This is a genomic window from Novosphingobium sp. 11B, assembly GCF_054589055.1.
Map to the genome: position 1 here is coordinate 83,227 of NZ_BAAILP010000332.1, position 1,173 is coordinate 84,399.

1 protein-coding gene is annotated in these 1,173 nt (G+C 65.3%); it reads right to left on the reverse strand.

The genetic code is table 11. The features are described 5' to 3' along the window. A partial coding sequence (locus tag ACYPYD_RS27605; protein ID WP_459666972.1) for an NAD(P)-dependent alcohol dehydrogenase occupies nucleotides 1–958 on the reverse strand: 958 nt, incomplete at its 3' end. Nucleotides 959–1,173: the final 215 nt, after the last annotated feature.

Sequence of the window (1,173 nt, forward strand, 5' to 3'; positions counted from 1 at the left end):
TCATCTCGACGTCCGAGACGATGCCGTGCTCGGCGCAGAAATCGAGCATTTCCTGCGTCTCGGCAATGCCGCCGATCAGCGAGCCCGCGATCGTCTTGCGGCCGAAGATCATGCCGCCGACGTTGGGCGAGGGGTGCGGATGCTCGGGCACGCCCAGCATGACCAGCGCGCCGTCGCGCTTGAGCAGGCCGATATAGGTGTCGAGGTCGTGGCTCGCCGCGACCGAGTCGATGATCAGGTCGAACGTGCCGGTGTGCGCAGCCATTTCCTCGGCCTCGCGGCTGACCACCGCGCTGTCGGCGCCGAGGTCGATCGCGTCCTTGCGCTTGGCGGGCGTCGAGGTGAAGGCGACGACTTCGGCCCCCATGGCATGCGCGATCTTGATCGCCATATGGCCGAGACCGCCGATGCCGACGACGCCGACCTTCTTGCCCGGACCGGCGTTCCAGTGACGCAGCGGCGAGTACGTGGTGATGCCCGCGCAGAGCAGCGGCGCGACGGCGGCAAGCTGCTCCGCCGGGTGGCTGATCGAAAGGACGAAGCCTTCATCGACGACGATCCCGCGCGAATAGCCGCCCATGGTGTGGCCGGGCGCATCCGCCGTCTTGCCGTTGTAGGTGCCGACGAAGCCGTTCTCGCAATACTGTTCGAGATCGTCATGGCACGAACCGCAGTGGCCGCAGCTGTCGACCATGCAGCCGACGCCGACGGTGTCGCCGACCTTGAAGCGGCTGACTTCGCCGCCCACCGCGCTGACGGTGCCGACGATCTCGTGACCGGGAACGCAGGGGAAAAGGGTGCCGCCCCACTCGCTGCGCACGGTGTGCAGGTCCGAGTGGCACACGCCGCAATAGCTGATGTCGATCGCGACGTCGCGCGGGCCCGGCTCGCGCCGTTCGATGGTCATGGCTTCGAGGGGCTTGTCGCCGGCATGTGCGCCATAGGCGTTGACTTGCATGGAATGTCCTTGCTGTCGGAGGAAAATGGAAACTGGATCGGCACACGTGCCGCAAGTGCGAGATAGGCGCTTATCGCGCCAGCGATTAGTGCGTGCTTTCTTCACGTAGCGATGAGTGATGCTCACTATGCCGCGACAACTTGACCCCCACCCCGTCATTGCGAGCGCAGCGAAGCAATCCAAGGCGGTTTTAAAGCTGCCCTGGATTGCTTCGC